The sequence below is a fragment of the Bacillus sp. JJ722 genome, assembly GCF_036963345.1.
Lineage (GTDB): Bacteria > Bacillota > Bacilli > Bacillales > DSM-1321 > Bacillus_AD.
In genome coordinates this window covers 1-18,894 of record NZ_JBALMO010000070.1, presented here as the reverse complement: position 1 = coordinate 18,894, position 18,894 = coordinate 1, and the positions used below count along the sequence as shown (strand labels likewise).

The 18,894-nt window shown below is 34.3% G+C and carries 19 protein-coding genes; 6 read left to right on the top strand and 13 right to left on the bottom strand.

The features are described from left to right. Positions 1-110 precede the first annotated feature (110 nt). The 9 genes from V7014_RS10215 to V7014_RS10175 form a co-directional block, all read right to left on the bottom strand. On the bottom strand, positions 111-620 hold the full coding sequence (locus V7014_RS10215) for a MepB family protein (RefSeq protein ID WP_335506740.1): 510 nt from the start codon (positions 618-620) through the stop codon (positions 111-113). Between the two features lie 328 nt (positions 621-948). Next, entirely contained in the window at positions 949-1,656 is a 708-nt protein-coding gene (locus V7014_RS10210) for a DNA alkylation repair protein (protein WP_335506739.1), read from the bottom strand. 523 nt (positions 1,657-2,179) lie between these two features. Further along, positions 2,180-2,407: a hypothetical protein gene (locus V7014_RS10205; protein WP_335506737.1), complete on the bottom strand. Its 228-nt coding sequence runs from the start codon at positions 2,405-2,407 to the stop codon at positions 2,180-2,182. 722 nt (positions 2,408-3,129) lie between these two features. After that, positions 3,130-3,495 carry a DUF4440 domain-containing protein gene (locus V7014_RS10200; protein ID WP_335506735.1) on the bottom strand — a complete coding sequence of 122 codons (366 nt, stop codon included), beginning with the start codon at positions 3,493-3,495 and terminating at the stop codon, positions 3,130-3,132. A 52-nt stretch (positions 3,496-3,547) separates the two neighbouring features. Further along, positions 3,548-4,603, bottom strand: coding sequence for a beta-carotene 15,15'-monooxygenase (locus V7014_RS10195; RefSeq protein WP_335506733.1), 1,056 nt, complete (start codon positions 4,601-4,603; stop codon positions 3,548-3,550). Between the two features lie 92 nt (positions 4,604-4,695). Further along, positions 4,696-5,289 (bottom strand): dienelactone hydrolase family protein, encoded by a 594-nt coding sequence (locus V7014_RS10190; protein WP_335506731.1) that lies wholly within the window; start codon positions 5,287-5,289, stop codon positions 4,696-4,698. A gap of 115 nt (positions 5,290-5,404) precedes the next feature. Next, entirely contained in the window at positions 5,405-7,399 is a 1,995-nt protein-coding gene (locus V7014_RS10185; RefSeq protein WP_335506730.1) for an acetoacetate--CoA ligase, read from the bottom strand. A 156-nt stretch (positions 7,400-7,555) separates the two neighbouring features. After that, positions 7,556-8,929 (bottom strand): sensor histidine kinase, encoded by a 1,374-nt coding sequence (locus tag V7014_RS10180; RefSeq protein ID WP_335506728.1) that lies wholly within the window; start codon positions 8,927-8,929, stop codon positions 7,556-7,558. Further along, on the bottom strand, positions 8,926-9,600 hold the full coding sequence (locus tag V7014_RS10175; RefSeq protein WP_335506726.1) for a response regulator transcription factor: 675 nt from the start codon (positions 9,598-9,600) through the stop codon (positions 8,926-8,928). The genes V7014_RS10180 and V7014_RS10175 overlap by 4 nt, the downstream gene beginning before the upstream one ends. A 177-nt stretch (positions 9,601-9,777) precedes the next feature. Here V7014_RS10175 and V7014_RS10170 point away from each other — a divergent pair, with 177 nt between their 5' ends. From V7014_RS10170 to V7014_RS10160, 3 genes are all read left to right on the top strand, one after another. Beyond that, the gene (locus V7014_RS10170; protein WP_335506725.1) at positions 9,778-10,248 is read left to right on the top strand and encodes a hypothetical protein; all 471 of its coding nucleotides are present in this window, start codon (positions 9,778-9,780) and stop codon (positions 10,246-10,248) included. A gap of 20 nt (positions 10,249-10,268) precedes the next feature. Next, positions 10,269-10,592: a PepSY domain-containing protein gene (locus V7014_RS10165; protein WP_335506723.1), complete on the top strand. Its 324-nt coding sequence runs from the start codon at positions 10,269-10,271 to the stop codon at positions 10,590-10,592. 150 nt (positions 10,593-10,742) lie between these two features. After that, positions 10,743-11,657 carry a class I SAM-dependent methyltransferase gene (locus V7014_RS10160; protein ID WP_335506721.1) on the top strand — a complete coding sequence of 305 codons (915 nt, stop codon included), beginning with the start codon at positions 10,743-10,745 and terminating at the stop codon, positions 11,655-11,657. A gap of 94 nt (positions 11,658-11,751) precedes the next feature. On the opposite strand, the gene V7014_RS10155 is transcribed toward V7014_RS10160, so the two are convergent. Both V7014_RS10155 and V7014_RS10150 read right to left on the bottom strand, forming a co-directional pair. Further along, positions 11,752-12,093 carry a GIY-YIG nuclease family protein gene (locus tag V7014_RS10155; RefSeq protein ID WP_335506719.1) on the bottom strand — a complete coding sequence of 114 codons (342 nt, stop codon included), beginning with the start codon at positions 12,091-12,093 and terminating at the stop codon, positions 11,752-11,754. Positions 12,094-12,109: 16 nt separating this feature from the next. Beyond that, a complete protein-coding gene (locus V7014_RS10150) occupies positions 12,110-12,865 on the bottom strand; it encodes a DUF2087 domain-containing protein (protein WP_335506717.1) in 756 nt (251 codons plus the stop codon). Positions 12,866-13,260: 395 nt separating this feature from the next. Between V7014_RS10150 and V7014_RS10145 the strand changes: the two genes are divergently transcribed. Beyond that, positions 13,261-13,440 (top strand): DUF4083 domain-containing protein, encoded by a 180-nt coding sequence (locus tag V7014_RS10145; protein WP_335506715.1) that lies wholly within the window; start codon positions 13,261-13,263, stop codon positions 13,438-13,440. Positions 13,441-13,550: 110 nt separating this feature from the next. On the opposite strand, the gene V7014_RS10140 is transcribed toward V7014_RS10145, so the two are convergent. After that, entirely contained in the window at positions 13,551-15,023 is a 1,473-nt protein-coding gene (locus V7014_RS10140) for a PLP-dependent aminotransferase family protein (RefSeq protein WP_335506713.1), read from the bottom strand. Positions 15,024-15,141: 118 nt separating this feature from the next. On the opposite strand from V7014_RS10140, the gene V7014_RS10135 reads away from it, so the two are divergent. Together V7014_RS10135 and V7014_RS10130 are read left to right on the top strand one after the other, a co-directional pair. Beyond that, complete coding sequence (locus V7014_RS10135; protein WP_335506712.1) at positions 15,142-16,011, top strand: PhzF family phenazine biosynthesis protein; 870 nt, start codon at positions 15,142-15,144, stop codon at positions 16,009-16,011. Positions 16,012-16,083: 72 nt separating this feature from the next. Further along, on the top strand, positions 16,084-16,344 hold the full coding sequence (locus V7014_RS10130) for a BRCT domain-containing protein (RefSeq protein WP_335506710.1): 261 nt from the start codon (positions 16,084-16,086) through the stop codon (positions 16,342-16,344). A 67-nt stretch (positions 16,345-16,411) separates the two neighbouring features. Here the strand turns inward: V7014_RS10130 and V7014_RS10125 are convergent. Further along, on the bottom strand, positions 16,412-18,894 hold a 2,483-nt coding region (locus V7014_RS10125), incomplete at its 5' end, for a hybrid sensor histidine kinase/response regulator (RefSeq protein WP_335506708.1).

Genomic DNA, 18,894 nt, shown 5'->3' with positions numbered 1-18,894 from the left:
TTAATCCAGTAAAAAAAGAGCCGACTATTGTCAACGCTGAGTCAAGCTATTGCAACCGATAGTTGAAGTGTTAATTCACAAACTATTAACTGGCTTGAAGCTATCCAATTTTAATTAGAATATAGTTTTAATAGTTCTTGTATTGCTAATTTATTTGAATTGTTCACCTCAACAAAATAGGGTAATTGCCATTTTTGTGTTTCGATAGCTTGTTTGCTAGTCGGAGTGTCCCAACTAGGGTAAACTCTAATTGCCATTTTTCCTTTTGTAGTGGCTGTTTTAAGAATATTTTGTTTCACAAGAACTTCTTTTGGAAAAACGAATTGCCCGAAATTGTTATTACCAGAAAAGGTATTAATAACTAATAGATCAGTAGTGTTTTCATATGAAAATGCTTGGTTTTTATTATCTCCATCTTTTTCCCAAAAAGCAACAAACTGTCCGATCTTGGTAGGTGTTATTTTTGCGACTCTAAATCTAACCGATTTTGAATTTAGCTGAAATATCCCAGCCCCATAATCAGAATTTTGAGCTTCTTCTCGGATAGCTTTTATAGTTAAGTGATTTGGTTCATAGAAAATTTCATTTACATATGTTAACGCTTTATAAAATTCATTCATTGTTTTGTACTCCTTATTCTCTATACTACGAAATCCATTGCCTTCTTGAATAGAATAGGCTAATCATAATATGTCGTCAAAATTTTCTTATTTTGGAGCAAAATGACGACCAAGACAAGATATTTTTGAAGAAAGTATGTTTAAGGATACTATCCATAAACATACTTTCTTTAGTCCATACAAGCTTCAACTAATCTGTACCGTTAACAGCATAAGAAAAAAAAGAAGCCATTTTTAGCTTCTTTTATGCAAAAACATTTCCTATAAACCTAATTTCACCATCAACTCCCTCTATAATTGAATATTATTCGTGATGTGAGGCTATTGTCTAACATCTTACATATTTGCGTTTGAAACCAAGCCTCCCTCTATCTACTTCCTTTTGAATGCTTTCATAAGCGTTTAGGAAACTACTTTTTTTCTTGTCCCGTTTGACTTCTACTAGACCTACTGCCTTGGCAGTTTCGACTGCCCTTTCATGGAGCGGCAAATATGAAATACCCACAGTGTATAGAAAATTATTCATAGCAGATTTCGTTCGTTCTGGAGAATCGTGAATCGTATTTTTCACAATTTCAATCATATTGACAACCTTGCTTTCGGAAAATTCAACGTCTAAGCGATTCCCTAAAAGCCAACAGTAGCAACTCCAGCCGGCTGACATTCTCAGCTCTTCACCGCTTGCAATCCATTTATCAGCAACTTCTTGTGCAATATCTGCTTCCGCTAAAGTTACAGCTACCACATAATCGGACAGCATATAAAAGTATGCCGAATCCATCCAACGATCAAAATCCAACTCAGTCATTGCTTTTGGATCTGCAATAATGCCTGCAAAGTACATTGCATCGTAGTTCCCTGTAGCATAAAGCTCTTCAGCTAAAGGTTGATTTATTTTTATTTTCTTGGCTATTGGCTTCATTGCACCTGTAGCCACGCCAAAAAGAGGCTCATGCGCACCATTGGATATGTATATTTTTTTAGTTCGTTCCTTGCTAAGGGCTTCAAGCTCCTGCATAACCATTTCTAAATTCATCGTTTAGCACTTCCTTCTTTTTGGAGTTTTCCCGCTAATATTTTACCCATCAAATACATCATCATTATCCTATAACAAACTACTATTTGTCAGCAAAACTAACGTCTCAGCGAATGAGTGTTATGCAGGAATCCACTTAATGCTCAAGGTATTACTCCATTAAATAGCTGGCTTACCAATTTAAATTCAGTTCATTTATTATAGGAATGCTGCACCTTTAGCTAAATAAAAAAAAGAGCTGTAATCACAACTCCTAAATGTATAAATCGTTTATCAACGGATGAATGGTGCCATAAATAAATCTCTTGTTTCAATTAATGTATATTACTATCCTTTCGGTTCAATCCAATCTCCAGGTTTAAACTCTTCAATTGGTGGCACTCCAAGACTAACACCTATTTTTGTCTGGTTCGCTTGTTCCACAATTTCCTCATATTGCTTATGATACTCTTTCTTTTGTTCCTGAGTTAAGTTAGATTTAAATGCAGTAATTAACAGTCGGTATTTACAAGGCTTCTGAGTTTTAATTTTTTTTGTACCATTTAATCACAAATACAATTATAACTACAATGAAAGTAATAATGATTGAGTATCTTAACAGCATTAAAAAATATTCTGGATAGGAATAAGCCTCACTTGAGTACATACCATCCGTATCTTTTGTAACTCTCACTCTATCTATCGAGACTAACAATAATGAAAAAGAAACAATAAATGTATAAATAGCCGTTTTCACTAAGATTTTCTCCATTTTTTTATCCCCTTAACATCTTTGTATTATTTTACCATAAAAGACAAAAACTTCACCAAACTAACCCACACCTTCTCTTCAATAAGAAGAACACGAATTTTTTTTATTACGGTTTATCGTTTTTATAAACGGTATGACTTTTTATAAACAGTAAAACTTTGATTCCAATCGACACATCTACCAACCTGGATTAAAACAGTATCTAACAAATTCATTAAGGGTAATAGCTTCTCATTTGGCCTTAAATTATTAAGAGCTTCAACAAATAATGTATTTTTGGTGTACTTTTTGCATCGTGATCTAAGATTAAGCATTTGTATTTTAAATCCATTAAAGATATTCAGCACTGGTAGTTGAACTATAGAAATATTATATACCTTTAAGAAAAGCTAACAGTAGATATAAAAAATTTTCTTATTAAACCATCCTTCTCCGATTACGGCATAAGAAAAAGGCTGTCAACATGACAACCTTTTTCCATATTTAGGTTATTTACTTTGCCAATAACCTCGTTTCAATCCATATTATACCATGCTTATCTTTGAATCATTTAGCTACCAAAATTTTTTTCCCTTAAATCAGTAGCTTCAGTTATAATCCCAATAATATTTTTTATTGCAGTTAAGAATCTTGAATTATATGATCCTGTATCAATATTAATATAATTAAAAAACATCCATGCATATCTCCTATAACAAAATAATTCATTCAAACACCTCAAACTAGCGGTCAGAAGTTGTTTTTGTCCCTTGATGAAAACACATTTTCCATCTTCCATCAATAAATTTCCATATTGAACTACGCAATGAATGTTGTTGATTTATCTCGTTATAGATTCGGTAGGTTGATAAAACTATTTCTTCGGACAACGGATGAATTTCGAAATCACTCAATTTCATTTGTACTATACTAAGACTCACTTCATCAATACTCTCATCTTTGTACAATACCTTACCTGAGCTTCCGAATTCAAAAAAATCGTCTGCTAGTATATTAGCAAGCTCATCTTTTGATGTCCTAATTTCTGGTTTTAATAATTTTTCTTCCAGGTGCAATAACTGTTGTTTTAATGAAGATTTATTTCCCATTTCACACTCACCCTTTTTCCATTCAGCTAACTATATATTTGTTTTTATGCGATTAATTTGATTGATCAAGACTTATCTTTTCTTTGAGTACACGCATAAATCGATCAGATTCATCCACTCGTATAGCGACCTGATTGTATTCCTTTTTCATCCCCATAATAAGAGACGCTTCAACAGGGCGCTTTAGCTTCAAAATCACATGTGGAGATACAGGTTCAAAGTCACGGGCAACAAAATCAATTGTTTTTTCAGAAAGATTCTTCTCTAAATCTGTGGGGTCTTCAACAATTTCTTCAATGACCTCATATTTAATTTCCATCCGCCTCATTAAGCCTAGCGAAATATACATACGGTCTTCAGACATTTGTAATGGATTTAAACGCAATGCTTGAATATCACCTAAAATGAAAATAACAGAATATATATTGATTACTAATAAAACAATTGATAAAATTACTGACTGATCGTGGAGCCACCAATGTAGGCCAATAGATTCTAACACTATGGCATGAATAAGCATAATTTGAAAAGCAATTAAGTTCGAGTTTCGATGCAGTGTAAACGTGTGATGATTTAATTTCGGCTGTTTTTTCCAACTCGCCAACGCGTAATAGAACATAAGCATTTCCGAACAGATGACTCTAATAATAGGAATATTCTTCGTCGTACGATCCGCCGCATTTGAAAATGAAAAAACAACGGGTAACGAACTTCTTTTAACCGTTCTTATAATGTTTGGTAAGTGCTTAAATAATGTAACCAGAACTAATACTTCTAGTAATACAATGCCCCCTTCTACGGCAAATCCTACCCATGTCACCGCTTTATAAGGAGCTAAATATTCCATTGGAATGATAAAGCGAACTAGAATAAGGCCAGTAGCCATTAAAACGATGGCTCTTTTCCAAGTCCATTTTCGCTTCCAAGTCATATACAAAATTGGCGACAGAAACGCCAAATCGAAAATCGAAGCTAATACGATGGCATTCGGTTTATCAGGCAACGTGCTGTTTCCAATTTCTGTATTATATAAACTGAAATTAGATATTAATACTGCTAATAAGAAAATGAACCAACCATGATGAAGATAACCTTTTTTTAAGACCATTCTTTATCTCCCCCCTCGTATAATTTTATTATATATATGTATTTTATTTCCTTTTTTGTTTTTTTATATCCTTCTTAAATCATTCAGCACTACTATATTCGAGATAAACAGCTTAACATTTTGTGGAAAGCTGTTTGTGCTGATTGTTCATGATAATTAGATGAGTAGGGGTTCATAAATCCATGTAGTCCCTCCAACTTGACGCATTCAATAGTTTGTTTCCTCAACTTCGATAATAATAGATCGACTTGAAATGATGGCTCGACTTGTGGAAAGAAAAGTAATACCTGGCATTGTGGAGATATATGTAAATAATCCCTTATACGTGAACCATAGAATCCCACTATACCAGCTACTCCTTCAGCCTCACTACATAACCAAGCTATTGCTGCTCCAATACTAAAACCGATTATCCAAACTTCTTTATATTGAACCTTCATGTCAGCTACTATTTCTTTCACTTGAAATGAAGCTTTCTTAAATCCTATGTTTTTCATAAAATGGTTATAAGCTTTTTCCCCTTCTTCGTTCGTAAAAGAATCTTCACTTCCCAATAGATTTGGACAAAGAACATCATATCCTTGCTCTGATAATGTCTTACAAACATCTCTCATATGTGCATTTAAACCATAGATTTCATGAATAACAATTACGAGTGATTCAGATTGATTTTGTATATGTATCAAATCGCACCTCCAAAATTTTCAGCCCATTAATCTAGTACTTTTATTAGCAACATACTATAAACAGGAACGATAGTAAACCCACTGAAAAGTTCATTTCCACTGGGTTTCTATTACTCTATTTAGAAAGAATTTGTTTCAATTGTTGATTAGAGAAATCTATGAAGTAGTCTAAAGATGTAGGATTAGTCATGGCGTCTTTATTAGCTGCTTTTTCCATTGGTACTCCCATTATAATTTTACGAACAGGCACCTCCATTTTCTTTCCAGTTAATGTGTATGGGACCTGTGAGATTTGGAAAATCCCATCTGGAACATGACGTGGTGAACAATGAGTACGTATTTTTTCTTTTATTATTTTTTTTAAGGACTCATCTAACATAGCCCCTTGCTTTAACACGACAAATAACGGCATGAAAGAGCTACTTCCTTCTATATCTAAGTTCACAATTATACTATCTTGTATTAGTTCAAGTGACTCAACTGCCGAATAAATTTCACTTGTTCCCATTCGCACTCCGTTGCGATTGAGTGTAGAATCAGAACGACCATAAATAATGCACGTTCCTCTTGATGTGATTTTCAAGTAATCGCCATGTCGCCAAATACCTGGAAATGACTCAAAATAACTTTCATTCAGCCGTTCATTGTTACGATCGTTCCAAAAGTAGATTGGCATCGAAGGCATTGGCTGAAGCACGACTAATTCACCAACCTCATCTCTAATTGAGTCGCCATTGTCTGTATAGGATTGAACATCTACCCCAAGTGCTCTTACTTGCATCTCTCCGGCATAAACTGCTTCAATCGGTATACCCGTTACAAAGCCTGAACAAATATCAGTTCCGCCACTTTGTGATGTAAGCCATAAATCTTGTTTCACATGATTATAAATCCACTCAAATATTTCAGGCCCTGAAGGTGCTCCACTTAGCATCACACTTTGCAAGTACGAAAGATTATATTTTTCCTTTGGTGAAAGCCCTACTTTTTTCATTAAGTTTACATACATTGGGCTTGCACCAAACATAGTCGTTTTTGTTTTCTCAGCAATTTCCCATAATGTTCCCAAATGAGGATAACCTGGATTACCATCATACAGTACAATTGAAGAACCTGTAAGCAATGCATATGTCAAAATGTTAAACATCACCCAACCTGTTGATGTATAAAAGAAAATGCAGCTTTCAGGTCCAAGATTAGCATGAAGGGATAATATTTTATAACCTTCTAACAGCATTCCACCATGGCTATGAACGATAGCTTTCGGAATCCCAGTTGTTCCGGATGAATACATAATGGTTAATGGATGATCAAAAGGAACTTCTTCAAATTGAAATTGAGAAAATGGTACTTCAGGTTGATTTAACAATTCACTCCAGCTTAATGCATTCATTATTGGCTGGTTATCATCTCTATAAAGATGAGATACGTAGACAACTTCTTGTAGACTAGGAAGCTTTTGTACAATCTTGCGAGCTTCTTCTCTACGGTCAAATGATTGTCCACCATATTTATAACCATCAACAGCAAATAACACTTTCGGCTCAATTTGTTGTAGACGATCTAGTACACTTTCATTACCGAAATCAGGAGAGCAACTCGACCAAACAGCTCCAATACTCATTGATGCAAGCATTGCAACAACCGTTTCTGGTATATTCGGTAAATAAGCTGCTACTCGATCACCGGGTTTAACTCCCAACTTTCTTAATTCGTTAGCTATAATTAGTACTTGTTTTTTTAGTTCATCCCATGTCATACTATCTAGACCGCGAATTTCTGATTGATGATGTATCGCTATTTTGCCATCTTCGGCCTGTCGTAGAATATGCTGTGCAAAATTTACACGTGCACCAGGAAACCACTTTGCTCCCGGCATCGTTTTGTTTTCTAAAACAGTGTGATAAGGAGTTGATGAAGAAATATCGAAATACTCCCAAATCGACTCCCAGAACAATTCAAGTTCATCTATAGACCAACTATAAAGTGAATTGTAATCTTTAAACTGCAACCCTTTTTTAATTCGAAGCCATTCCATATATTTCGTTACATAAGCTTCTTCTTTGAAAGAAGTACTTGGTTTCCATAACAACGCACCTTCAGCCACCATAATTTGTCCCCCTCTATTCGTATGAACTTTTGAGTTGAATCTTTTCTTTGTAAGCGCTTTATATGTAAATATACGACAAAAATATGTAATCCCCTGCAATAAACACAAGCATTCAATGAAAGTTCTGAAATTTCGATACGACAAAAAACGAGCATTTTAAGCTCGTTTTTCAATCGGCAGTCTAAAAGTAAATGTACTGCCTTCTCCTAGCTCACTATCAACAGTAATTGTTCCGCCATGTTGTTCAACAATCCATTTAACCATCGACAATCCTAACCCTGTGTTACCTCTGCTTGAAGATGTTCGTGCTGCATCAACTCGATAAAAGCGGTCCCATATTTTAGGGATATGTTGCTCACTAATGCCTATGCCATTATCGGAGACTTTACCTACTATGTCGTTTCCATCACGGTACAGTTGCATATTCACATTGCCGTCTTCTTTGCCATAAGCAATCGCATTTGTTAGTAAATTCATTAATAAACGTGTCATCAAGGTTTGATCAGCTCTAATAAAAAGGTCCGCCTCTATGTTCGTTTTTATGTTTATTGAAGCTTCTTGTGCCGTTAATGAAAGTTCTTCTACAACGATTTCCGTTAGTTCACTCATATTGATTCGCTCAAATAGGAACGTATTGTGCTTTCCTTGGTCAGCTCGTGCTAATAATAAGAGCTGAGAGATTAGTGTGGACATTTTACGCGATTGTTTTAAGATGACTTCTAATGATTCTTCCATTTCTTTCGGATTATTGCTCTGAGACAATGCATACTCACATTGCGAAATAATAACAGAAGTTGGTGTTCTTAATTCATGAGAAGCATCTGATGTAAATTGTTTTTCGCTTTCGAAAGATGTTTCCAACCGTTCAAACATTTGGTCGAAGGTTTGTGCTAAATGATAAATTTCGTCTTTCGATGAACCTTGTAAGTTAATTCTCTTCGAAAGGTCTTTACCATCACCGATTTCGCTGGCTGAATCAATCATTTGTTCCACAGGACGGAACGCTCTACGCGTAATAAAATATCCTCCAACTGCTGCAATGAGAATAAGGAATGGAAATGAGATGAGTGTTACCAAAATAATCGCCTTCATGGCTGATGATAATTGATTCATCGTCATTATTCCACGAACCCAGACTTGTTCATCCCCACCTATATTATAAAGAAAGTCATATACCATCCACTCTTTATTATCATCTTTTATGGTTTGTATTTCATCAGATTTAAGCGATGCATTTTTATTAAAGTCAGCTGGATTATTTCCTGCCAGCAGCTCACCTTGTTTATTATAAATGAGTATATTTGCCCCATCTTCAAAGGTTTCAAAATCATCACTAATCTCTAGCTTTCCATGCCTATATTCGATATCTTCAAAACTTTCTTTTACAGTGTTCTCCAATTGATCTTGCATATTGAAAAGCAAAATTTTATCTGAAGAAGTTAATATAAAGGCTAACACGAGTGCCATAATCATTACAACTAGCCCTGTATACCACAGGGTCACTCTCATTTTTATTGACAGTCTTTTCATGATTCTACTCGCAATACATAACCAGCGCCTCGCACCGTGTGAATTAACTTCGTATCGAACTGGCTATCAATTTTTTTACGCAGGTAGCGAATATATACATCAATAATATTCGATCCACCTTCATAGTCATAATTCCATACATGCTGTTCAATTTTATCTCGTGTTAACACAACTTCTTTATTACGAATCATGTACTCTAAAATAGCAAATTCTTTACTAGACAGATCAATAACTTCATTTCCTCTTGTCACTTTATGCATATTGCAATCCACTACTAAATCATCCATTTCAAACACATTCGATGTATTCCCTGTTTGTCTTCGCATTAACACCCGAATTCTCGCTAACAGTTCATCAAAAGCAAACGGCTTTACTAAATAATCGTCTGCACCTAAGTCAAGTCCTTTCACTCGATCCTCTATCGCATCTTTAGCTGTAAGAAGCAAGACAGGCGTTTTATTATTATCCGCGCGTAAGCTTTGTAATACTTGTAAACCATCTATACCAGGAATCATTATATCAAGCACTATTAAGTCGTAAGTAGCCATGCTTATATAATCCAACGCATCTTCTCCATTTCCACATGCATCGACACTATAATATTCTGCATTTAATCGTTTTACTAATATATTTTGCAAGTCTTGTTCATCTTCGACAATAAGAATTCGCATAACTGTTCTCCTTTGCTTCTTATTTATATGTATTACTATAATTCCACAACATTAAAGAAAGATTAGAAGCTATCTAATTATATCATTTTATTTTTTTGAACATTAATCTTCCTTTAATGTTCGTTCAGTAATATAAAGACAAGATTAAGATACACAGTCAATAAGGAGGAAAACACGATGAAAAAATGGATGATAATCGGTGCAATGTCTTGTTTATTCTTAACAGCTTGTTCTACTGAAGCTGATAACGATACAGAAGTACAACAACTGCAAGAAGAAAATGATAAGTTGCAAAAAGAAGTCGCTCAATTACAACAAGAACCAAGCAAAGCACAGCCTGCTACGAAGGATACTAAGCCAACACAAGATTTATCAAAGGACGTTGCTGCTATAGTAGAAAAAGCAAACAATACGAAACCAGTTGGTGCAAAAGATGATCATTTAAATACGTATTTAGCAGTCAAAAAAGAAATTGACCAACTGGATGAAAAAATGGATATATCTGATGATCAGCTAGAAGCAGATTATCACGCCGGAACTATAACAGCCGAACAATATCAAGCACAAGAAAGAGAACAAGATGTACTTGATGATCAACTAGAGCAGGCAGAAAATGCGTTAGAAGCAAGATTTGGAATAGATGATTAATCATTAGGGAGTGGATGAAAATGTTAAAACACAAAAAGAAAATAATAATAAGTGTAATTGGTATTTTAATAATCGGAATCGCTATTGTTGGTGGATATTATGGTTTGGGATACAACTATGCTAAGAAGAATGAAAACTACACTGAGAAACAAGTTCGTGAAATTGCTTTAGCTCAAACAAATGGAGAAATTATCAACGTTAAAAAAGACTTCGAAATAGAAGATGACAACTTATCACAATCTGAATTTGAATATGAAGTAGAAATCAAGACACCTGAGAATCTATTAAATGTTTTAAAAGTTAGTGCAAGAACAGGCATAATAGAAATCGATAACGAGGACTAAAAATCATTGACAAATAAATATTTTTATGTTATGATTAAATTTTAGACTATTTACATGTAAAACATCACATATTATAATGAACTCCTAACAAAAATTGTTAGGAGTTTTTCTGCGTTTTTAAACTACTATTCTACAAAGGTGGCGTTTGTTATGGAAAATAAGAAAGAAAGTTTAACTGCATTAGTTAGTAGCTTTGCTAGAGGATATCACGCAACACATAGCACAAATCCTGTATTTAACGATACTCTCGCCTATTCTTTAATTAAGGACGATGAACAGAAATTAATCGCAATAAATTGGGCAAATGCTTACGAATTCTTCCATCCAAATCCAGACACTCAACTAACAAAGACCGAAAAATTAAGTTGGGTTATGAATACACAATGCATTCCTCAATTAGTAAGTAGAGCAAGATATGCTGAAGATCAGCTTTCAGCCGCTATTCAGCGAGGTATTAAGCAATACGTTATTCTAGGTGCAGGTTTAGATACGTTTGCATATAGACAAAGTGACTTACCTAAAGACTTTACAATTTATGAAGTGGATCATCCTACTACTCAAATTTTTAAACAAAGACGCCTTAAAGAAATGGGTATATCAATACCAGAAAATACGAAATTTATTCCTGTAGATTTCAATACTCATTTGCTTCAACAAGAGCTCTTAAAAAATGGATTCAATAATCATGAATACAGTTATTTCAGCATTCTAGGTGTTGTAATGTATTTAAATAAAGCGGATTTTTTTAGAATGCTATCAGCCATTTCAGTAATTGCCCCAAATGGTAGCTCTGTTGTATTTGATTACTTAGATGATAATGCTCTACTAGACAAGTATGCTTCTGACAAAATGATAAAAATGAGACAAATAACTGCAGCAACAGGAGAGCAAATCGTAACAAGCTTCGACCCTTTAACATTAGATCTCGAACTTCAAGATTATCACATGTTACTATTTGAAAATTTATCACCAGAACAAATAAATGAGATGTATTTTACCAATCGCGATGATGATATTCAAGCATTTGAACACTTCCATTTCGCTCATTTGACAGTGAATAAATAAAAATACAAAAGCGAGTAAGTGGATAAATACTTACTCGCTTTTGTACTGCTTACTCATTTTTTTCTTCAATTTTTTAGCTAAATCACGTAATTGATCAAAGATACCCACGTTCTCCGAATGGCTGAAGTTCTTCAATCCATTTCTCTTCAAGTTTTTCCAATTCTTTTTTCTCATCAAAAAAGCCTGTTTCTTTCTTTTTTAATACTTCTAGAATTTTAAATTCAAAAGCATCAGCGCCAAATTGAAATGCATCCTCTTGAAGCTGCCTATTTGTATGTCCACCATTCTTTAGCATGAACTTAATTCCATTTAACGTTTTCAAATTTCTTGTACTTCCGATAAATAGCTTTTGATTCTTCGTATTTGTAATTTGATAAACTCCCGCTTCAATAGGTGTTTCCTTATAAAGTTGTTTCAGTTCTTTTTTTCGTTCCATTTCAATTCTCCTTTATTTATTTTTTCAACCAATACTCACTACCATCAGGCTTACGATCAATAAATCCATATCCAATTAAATATCTTCTTAACGTGACATAATCATCATGTGCCGCTTGGAGTATTGCATTTATTTCTTTCTCACTATAAATTCGATTACTTTCAATACGTTTCACGATTTCTTGCAACACGATCAACCTCTGTTTTTCTTTCGAAGGAAATCTTACCAAGCTCCCTTCCGTTCCTTCCGGGAAGAACTTCGCTATAACCTTCTCCTGCTCCACTTGTGTAATATTGTATCGATCATCAACCATTTTTGCTGTTTTAGGTGGTGGAACAAAAGTTGGTGCGTGCTGATCTTTTTCTTTTAACAACTCCATCATCGTTAAGAATGTCTTTGCTTGGCGCTCTTTCTCTTTCAAAACGAATCGATGATTACGTATGGTTGAAGCACTACCAATGCCTAATTCTTTTTGGACTTCTGAATCACTTTTCCCTTGATAAAACAATTGCAGAAGATTATTCTGGTGATCCGTTAACCCTGTCAATTTCTTGTCTAGACCTATTAAATATTCAAATACCGAACCATGCGTCTCCTTAATATGAATTCGCATGTATCTTTCCGCATCGTATAGCACATTTTCATGTGGATAAATAACACCTTTCTCTAACTTCTCTCCACACAACAAACAAGTATACATATCTTTCTCACGAGTAAACCCTAGTTTCAATTCTTCAATCGAAGCATTCCAAAAAAGTTCCGATGTCACCATTCATAAACACAACCTTAAAAAGTTTATTATATACTAAACATAATATTAAATTGTTTGCAAAAAGTCAACATACACAGTATACAAACAAAAATAAATAGGCCGCCATATTTTGACGACCTTACATTATTATTTCGATTCAATTTCCTGTTCATCTAAAATGCTTACAAAATCTATTTGTTCTACTCGAATCAAACAGATTATTAGAATTTTTCAGGAAAACCACTTTTCACTATAGTTAATAGATTAACTTCGCAACCGTCATCACTATAAGTCGTATATAATATAAGTTAAGCATTTAAAACGGTATGTGGTAATAGGAATAACCCTAACTTTAGCAAGCTTTTACATCTGTTCTTTTATGCTCAACCATTACAACTTGGAGGCGAATTATTTAATTGGGTGATACTATTTTTCAAATTATTGTTTTTTCACTGTTGCTATTAGGAGGTATTTCTTTTATTTTATTCCTTAGACGAATGCTATTTAATTTAACAACATCAAAACAAAAATCGATTGAAATTGAAAAGAAATTAGATCGAATTATTGAATTATTAGAAAAAAATGAAGCTAAATAAACTTTAACATATTACTAAAAACCATGTTAAAATATTTTTCCGAGATAACATCTGATGAATATGGAGCAACCTATAAGAAACACACTTCTAAGTTAGAATATTCTATCATTTTAAATAATTGGAATCCGATCGTATTCTTTGTTTAGTAAAGCTTCATGTAGTAATATACACAACAATTTTAATCCTTCTTCCAAATGTTTTTCACTCATATATGAAAAACAAATGCGCATATAATTGTACTCTGGTTCACCCGGATAACAAGCCGAACTAGGTAAGAAGGATAATCCTTTTCTTTGAGCCTCTATTAAAAATTTGTCAGTATGAAACCAATACGGACATCCGATCCATAAATTCAAGCCACCAGAAGGTTTAGCCCATGTTATCTCCTTAGGAGCATATTCCCTTAAGATTTCATCCACCATATCACATCGAATAGCCAACGCAATTCGTAATTTTTCCGTATGTTGCTTTATTCTTTCAGACGTTAATAGCGGCAGAAGGATTTTTTGCGTAATTAAAGGACTACCCAAATCTGCTATACTTTTGGAAGCCACTAAACGATTGAACAGTGTTCGATTAGCCACTAAAGCCGCAATTCGACACCCAGGCATAAACGTTTTGCTAAATCCTTTCACATACACCACATGCCCCCCGTTATCATTACTTTTAATAGGAGCTGGCGGTTCCTTTCCAAAATACATATCACTCCATGAGTCATCTTCAATAATTATGATATTATATTCTTCAGCTAAGGATACTAACTTTTCTCTCCGATTTTGGCTTAGTACTGTACCTGTAGGATTTTGAAAGGTTGGATTTGTATAAATCACCTTTGGACGCTTCTGTAAACAAATACTTTCTAAATAATCCACTTGCATTCCATTCTCATCAAGAGGAACAGCTAGTACAGTCGCACCTCTACCGCGAAATACATCAATCGCTGCACTATACGTGGGAGCTTCTGTAATGACTACATCCCCAGGACCGACAAAAGTACGGGCGACTAAATCAATTGCTTGTTGAGCTCCATTCGTAATCAATATTTCTTCAAAGTTACTATGAATCCCTACTTTCTTCAAATATCTAGCCATTTCCTTACGCAGTAACACATCGCCTTGCACAGCATTCCCATAAGTTGATAGAATAGATGGCTGCTCTCGTATTACTTTATTCACTTCCTTCTCAATATATAGATTTGGAAATAAAGTCGGTTCAATTTTAGAAGATGCAAACTGATATTGTGCTTTTTCATATTGAGATTGTAAGTATGATGACCTCGGCAAATAATCATCTATGGTCAATTGCCAAGCGTAAGGATTATCATCTTCTGTGTTTACATTTCCTGTTTCCCTATAAACAAACGTACCTTTCCCTCTAATTCTCGTTATTAATCCTTCCCTTTCTAACAATGTGTACGCCTTACTAACAGTTACCATACTCACCCCTAATTGCTTTGCTAACTCACGAATAGATGGCAATTGACTCCCAATCTCTAGAATACCAGAACGAATTCGATCACTAATCGATTCATGAATTTGTTGAATTAAAGTAATAGTAGAATTTCGATTCAATACAATTTGCATAGAGCACATCCCTTTAAGTGTTATACTCTCCTTTTGACTGTTATACATAAGTTCTTGCTATTATACCGTATATCAACTGTAACACCCTATAACATTTTAATCTTGAGGAGGAACTAACATGAAATCTATTCAATTTTATATTTTGGATGTGTTCGCTGAAACGAAATATGCGGGGAATCAATTAGCAGTCTTTACAGATTGCGATTCACTATCCACAACACAAATGCAAAAAATCGCAAGAGAAATTAACTTTTCAGAAACGAGTTTTATTTTTAACAAGCAGGAAAGTCCTGCTTATCCTGCTCGCATTTTCACACCTAATAGTGAAATCCCTTTTGCTGGTCATCCTACACTTGGAACAGCTTATATCATTCAACAAGAACTTGAAGATAATCTAATTGATTCCATAACGCTTGACCTTCAGGTGGGCACCATACCAGTTGTGTTCAAACAGAACGAGGCTTGGATGAGTCAAAATCCTCCAACATTTGGTCAATGCTTTGAGCCAAATGTTTTAGCAGAAGTATTAAATATTTCTGAAGAAGACATAGATACAAATTACCCAATTCAAGAGGTTTCAACAGGTTTTCCAGCAATAATCATACCTATAAAATCTCTACAATCCGTTCAAAAGTGCCGTATTAATCAAGAAAAGTATGCTGCATTTATCGAGAATGTTAAAGCGAATATTTTAGTATTCACACCAGAAACAGTGCATAAAGAAAATAATTTACACGTTAGAGTATTTTGTGATTATTTTGGATTTCCTGAAGATCCAGCAACAGGTAGTGGTAGTGGCAATCTTGCTAGTTATTTATTAGAGCACAATTATTTAGATTCACAATATATCAATCTTTCAATTGAACAAGGGTATGAAATGAATCGCCCTTCTAAACTTTTAATTAAGGCTTCCAAAAATCTTGAGCAATTTTCCATTGAAGTGGGTGGAAATATTCAATTAGTTGCTAAAGGTGAGTGGTTTGTTTAAGTCTTCCGTTTCGCTATAATAGATGGTAGTGTTCATCCACTATTAGAGTTAGTGAAAAGGAATGTGGCATAATTGGTTGTTGAGGACATACATCAAATTCAAGGAAAGACTTTTGTTATTACAGGCGTTCTTTCCAAAACTCGAAGAGAAATCGCATCAGAAATTACAAAGCACGGAGGTATTATGGCTGGAAGCGTAACTGCAAAGACAGATTATCTCGTGATCGGACAAAGATTCGGAAATACAAAGGTTTCGGCTGCATTTCGACTAGGTACTTTCACAATAACTGAAGAAGAATTAAGAGAAATGTTTCTAGGAAAGACATTGGTGTAGAGAGCTTAGATTATTAGCTCTCTACACTTTAATATTTCTTCTACAATCATGATTTGCTAATCACGTATTAGTTGATTGCTCTGTTTTTAATCGGAATGACCATTTTTATTGTCGTACCTTCTTCTAGCTCAGAAGATATGGAAAAGTCCGCTCCTTCCATGTTGCGAATTCTCCGCCTTACATTACGCAGACCAATTCCAACGTTTGGATCCTGTTCAGAAGTTACCTTCCACAGCTTCTCTTTCGACATACCTACTCCATCATCCTTAACAGTTATTTGTAAAAAACCAGCACTTTTTTCTTTAATGTGCAGACAAACCTTCCCATTTCCTACTTTGTTAAATAATCCATGGCGAATGGCATTTTCCACTAATGGTTGTACAAATAGGTTTGGAATTTCAATATGCTGTTCTAATAGTACTTCTTCGCATTCACATGTGAATGACAAGCGCTCGCCAAAACGAGCCTGTTCAATGTCAACATATGCTTGAATCACTTCAATTTCATCTTGTAACGTCGTGACATGCCCTTCTTTTCCTGATGCAAAAATATATCGTAAATAGCAACTTAGCATCGTTAATAAATGTGCCGCACGTTCAGAATCTATATAGCAAAAAGCAATAATGGCATTCAACGCATTATAGAGAAAATGTGGTTTGATTTGCGCTTGTAAAAAAGCCATTTCATGCTCTAATGCTTCTTGCATTGAGACACGTATTTGTTTTACTGTTTGCAAACGTGTTAAAACCGTTTCTTTTGAAAATGGTTTCGTAATATAGTCATTCGCACCTGCCTGAAATGCCATTGCAAGATCTCTAGGTGCATCAAGTACAGTTGTAATAATGATTGGAAGTTGCATTAGTGAATATCGTTCTCTAATTTTCTTTGATAATTCAATACCTGACATACCAGGCATCATTACATCTGTAATCACATACTTAATATCGTTCATTTCATCTAATATCTTCAATGCTTGAAATCCAGAATATGCTGGTATCGGTATGAATTGATCTTGCAATAGTAAGGTTAACACTTGAATATTGACTGGATTATCATCTACAATGAGAACTTTTTCACCTTTATCTATTTCTTTAGATGGACTATTTACTTGTACTTTTGGTTTTGTTTTAACCTCTGCTTGATTTGTTACAATTGACGGTTCCGCTTCTATGAACGGAAGTGCTAAAGCCATGATTGTTCCATTTCCTACTTCTGTTTTCTCTACCCAAATTGCCCCATCCATCTTGTTCATTAGTTGCTGACTTATAAATAGGCCCAAGCCCATTCCACGGCTGTTAAAAGAGTCTTTATCATAATTCTCTGAATATAAAAACTCAAATACAGATGGTACCATCTTCTTTTCCATACCGCATCCTGTGTCTTCTATATAAAGATGTACTTCGTTTTGCAACTTAAGTGCTGAAGAAACAATAATTTTCCCATTCGTTGTGAATTTAATAGCATTATGCAGTACGTTGAATAGTACTTGACGGAAACGATTCTCATCACCTAGCATACATAAATTGGGCAGAATATTATTTTCAAATATGATTTGCTTATGCTCTAAATCAGATGCTAATAATTCGTGAACAATACTCGTTATAACTCGTATATCAATAGCTCCAATATCCAACTTCAAATCATCAAAGCGCATTTTAGTGAAATCCTGTAAATCATTCACAAGATAATTCAGTTTTTCTGTTGTTTGCTCTACGATTATGAGTTTTTCATATTGTTGATTGGTTAGATTGTTTCGTTGGTTTTTAACGATTTCACTAACCATATTCATAATGCCATGTAATGGCGTCTTCATTTCGTGCGAAGTAATAGCAAGGAATTCATCTTTAATATGATTACTCTTCTTTAAACCATCCGCTAGCTGCTCTGCTTTTTCTGTTTCGTTCTTCAAACGGGTAGCAAGTAAAACATTCATCATAATAACAAATCCTAAAATCCCCATATGACTAAAAACTTCCAATCCGCCGACTCTAATAGCATCTAATCCACCACTAAAAGATAAAACGAATAGAAAAAAGATTATACCACCTAAAGACCACAATTCATTTCTATTCATGGAAGATTTATTGTTTATTGCCATGATAATCAATTTTATAAACAAATAGAAAAAGAGAATATTAGCATAGATTGTAACTTGTGTTTGAATGATAGAAGTGACTCTTGCAGGTAAAATAATAAAAGAAATGAGATATAAAATAACTGGCGATAACCATTTCATAAACAAACTTTTACGAATTAGTGTCGGTTCGACATTTATCAAAAAAGCAAATAATACAATATAGCTTCCATAAGTAGATAAATCCTGTAATTTAAACAACCATTCAAATGATAGATCAGGAAAAATACGACCTATAATCCGCTCTTTTCTCGTAGAAATAATGATGCTCAAGACGAAAAAATAAAGTCCACTATAAAAGTACATCGTATTTCTCTGTCTCATCATAAAAAGAGTCAAGTGATACACGGAAAAAATCAATAATAATAGTGTGATTGCCCATTCTAATGTAAAACTAAAATGTGCATATTTATTGA